This window comes from Porphyromonas bennonis DSM 23058 = JCM 16335, assembly GCF_000375645.1.
In the GTDB taxonomy this organism is placed as follows: domain Bacteria; phylum Bacteroidota; class Bacteroidia; order Bacteroidales; family Porphyromonadaceae; genus Porphyromonas_A; species Porphyromonas_A bennonis.
The window spans coordinates 1-3,521 of the sequence record NZ_AQWR01000074.1; the positions used below are offsets into that span (position 1 = coordinate 1).

Annotated in this window: 2 protein-coding genes; both read left to right on the forward strand. The window is 58.2% G+C overall.

Annotated features, from left to right (window positions below; translation table 11 throughout):
• Nucleotides 1-193: 193 nt before the first annotated feature.
• On the forward strand, nucleotides 194-1,231 hold the full coding sequence (locus B088_RS08050) for a pseudouridine synthase (protein WP_018107916.1): 1,038 nt from the start codon (nucleotides 194-196) through the stop codon (nucleotides 1,229-1,231).
• Nucleotides 1,232-1,300: 69 nt separating this feature from the next.
• Nucleotides 1,301-3,331 carry a protein-disulfide reductase DsbD family protein gene (locus B088_RS08055; RefSeq protein WP_018107917.1) on the forward strand — a complete coding sequence of 677 codons (2,031 nt, stop codon included), beginning with the start codon at nucleotides 1,301-1,303 and terminating at the stop codon, nucleotides 3,329-3,331.
• Nucleotides 3,332-3,521 lie beyond the last annotated feature (190 nt).

Genomic DNA, 3,521 nt, shown 5'->3' on the forward strand with positions numbered 1-3,521 from the left:
TACATCGGTCATCCGCTTCGCGGATGACCGATGCCTATGGAGCGAGCACCCTTCGGGTGCCTCACGGATAAGCCCTCTAGGTATATGATTACCCCTGTGCTCAACTGCGTCAGCCCTGGTCGGACCAGTGGGCTATTAGAGATATGCGCCATTTTAGATACCTTTGCCTGTAAGACATATAGATCACTACAACTTGGCTAAGAGCAATACACCCCGATCTCACCGGAGATCGTCCAATAAGCGACCGAGTCGGTCCGCCTCGCCCGCACGGAGAGGCGGCGGCTCGTCTCGTAAGCCTGCCCGTCGGCTCTCGTCCTCGGTCAATACCTCTCCCGTACAGGAGAGCTATAGCCCTGAGGAGCCTCAAGCACTCCTCGATCTCATCATGGCGAAGTCAGGACGCTCCCGCACGGCCGCCAAGCGCCTCGTCGCCTCGGGGAGGGTCTCCGTGGCGGAGGAGCCGACGACGATGGCGACGCTGATGGTGGAGACCGGCACGACCGTGACGGTGCATCGGCTGGCACCGGTCGCTCCATTCTCTCATCACCTCATCTCCATAGAGTGGGAGGATGAGGAGTACGTCGTGGTCTATAAGAAAACCGGCATCCCCACAGTGAATACCGCCCATAAGGATCCGCACAATACGGTGATGTATATCCTCAGTCGTCACTATAAGAAGAGCAACCCCGCCGCTAAGCTCTTCATGCTCAGCCGGCTCGATAAGAGCTCCGCCGGATTTGTCGTCTTCGCCAAGACCACGGAGGCGAAGGAGCGCCTTGCTCGCCGCTGGAGCAGCGCCGTTCATCATCAGCGCTATGCGCTCGTGGTGGAGGGGACGCTACCGACGACGGAGGCCTTTGAGCTCACCTCGGTGTCCACTCCGGGTGATGAGGAGAAGAGGGGACGCACCGCCGCCCGCACGGAGACCGTGGTCCGGGCTGAGGTACAGCCTCTCACCAGCTCGGCGGGAGGTAACCTCCACCTCGTGGAGGCGGATGTGGTGGGGTCGCGGATCTACTCGGTGCGTAAGATCTTCGGGGACAATAAGCTCCGGATCTTCGGCGACATACGGTACCACTCACGCTTCTGTGCAAGGGATCAGATCGCCCTGGCGCAGACTGAGCTGGAGCTGACGATGCCTCACACGGGGGAGACGGTTCACCTGAGACGTCCGATTCCCTCGCACTTCAGACTATTACTGGCACAGGATAAGCGGGAGACCGGGGAGTAGCTCGATCGCTACTCTCCTAAGCTCCATTATGAAGACCTTTACACCAAACTTTTATACTGACTCACAGATATGCGTAAGCATTTAGTCACACTCTTCGCACTCCTTCTGGCGACCATCTGCTCCATACCGGCAGGTGCTCAGATGTTTGAGAACATTGTGCGGTGGGAGACCACGCAGACCAATGATGCTGACGGCGTGGTGACGCTCACCTACACGGCGACGATCCAGTCCGGCTGGCATATATATGGTGTGGACCTGCCCAAGGACGGTCCCACCGTGACCACGGCAGATCTCTCCGAGAGTAAGGGGATCAAGGCGCTGACCGGTCTGACTCCTGACCGGAAGCCCGCCACTACGTATGATCCCAATTTTGCGATGGACCTCACCACGTTTGATGGCAAGGTGACCTTTACGCAGAAGGTGCAGATCCTCGACCCGACAAACTTCGTCATCCAGGGGGATCTGATCTGGCAGGCGTGCAATGATGAGACCTGCACGCCTCCCGATCGTTACTCCTTCTCTTACGGACCCAAGGATCTCAAGACTGCCGTCACCTCCGTCCCCGCTACTGATGTGGAGGAGGGTGGTGCGGTCACGGCTGATGAGCCTGCTCCTGAGCCTGTCGCTCTGACTGAGGGGGCGGCGGACACGGACGATGCGGCACTCTACGAGTCGGTTGAGAGCGAGCTGAGAGCCTACGGGGACAAGAACTTTACCAGCCCCGATACGTCTCTCTGGAAGATCTTTATCCTCGGCTTCCTCGGCGGTCTGGTGGCACTCTTTACCCCCTGCGTCTGGCCGATCATCCCGATGACGGTGAGCTTCTTCATGCACCGGTCACAGAGTAAGAAGAGCGCCCTCCGAGATGCGATCATCTACGGTCTCTCGATCGTGGTGATCTACGTCGCCCTCGGACTGCTCGTCACCGGTATCTTCGGAGCCAGTGCGCTGAATGAGCTGTCGACCAATGCGATATTCAATATCTTCCTCTTCCTCCTGCTGGTGGTCTTCTCGATCAGCTTCTTCGGCGCCTTCGAGATCACGCTACCCTCCTCCTGGACCAATAAGATAAGCACCAGCGCCTCCACCTCGTCCGGTCTGCTGAGTATCTTCTTCATGGCCTTTACTCTGGTGCTGGTCTCCTTCTCCTGCACCGGACCGATCATCGGTACACTGCTGGTACAGGCTGCTGCGGAGGGCAATATCCTCGGACCAACGCTCGGCATGCTGGGCTTCGCCCTCGCGCTTGCGCTGCCCTTTACCCTCTTCGCCATCTTCCCCAATTGGCTCCAGAGTATGCCGAAGAGTGGTGGCTGGCTCAATAGTGTGAAGGTGGTCCTCGCCTTCATCGAGCTAGCACTCTCTCTCAAGTTCCTCTCCGTGGCAGACCTCGCCTACGGCTGGCACATCCTCGACAGGGAGACGTTTGTAGCACTCTGGATCGCCATATCCTTCCTCCTCGGTCTCTACCTCCTCGGGATCATTCGCTTCCCGGCGGATGATAAGAAGGAGTCGGTCTCCTGGTTTGGCACCCTGCTGGCGACGATCGTCTTTGCCTTCGGCATCTATATGGTACCCGGTCTCTGGGGTGCGCCGCTCAAGGCGATCAGCGCCTTCGCTCCTCCGCTGACGACGCAGGACTTCAATCTCTACGACAGCGAGGTGCACGCCAAGTTTGACGACTACGAGGCGGGTATGGCCTATGCCAAGCGTGAGGGCAAGCCGGTGATCATCGACTTCTCCGGCTACGGTTGCGTCAATTGCCGCAAGATGGAGGCCTCCGTCTGGACCGATCCTACGGTGAAGGACATCCTGGACAATGACTTCGTGCTGATCACGCTGATCGTCGACGACAAGACCCGCCTCCCTCAGCCCCTTGAGGTGACCGAGACGAATGGTGACCGCCGCACGCTAAAGACGGTCGGTGAGCGGTGGAGCTACTTCCAGCGGACGAAGTTTGGCTCCAATGCTCAGCCTTTCTACGTTATGCTCGACAATACCGGCCATCCCCTCGCCGCCAGCTATGGCTTTGATGAGGATGTGGACAAGTACATCATCTGGCTGAGAGGCGGACTGAAGGCCTATAAGGATCGTCAGTAATCCCTCTTTGCTATAAACCATGAGAGAGCCCTCTTCCCGACCTTCGGGGAGAGGGCTCTCTCGTATATATGGTATGTAGGAGGAGTGGTTACCTCAGGAGACCTTTGCATAATACCCCATCTGCGGCGTCACTTTCGAGATTCGGGCTTGGTCATGTGCGTTAGCACACTCCCTTCGCCCTCACTCTCAG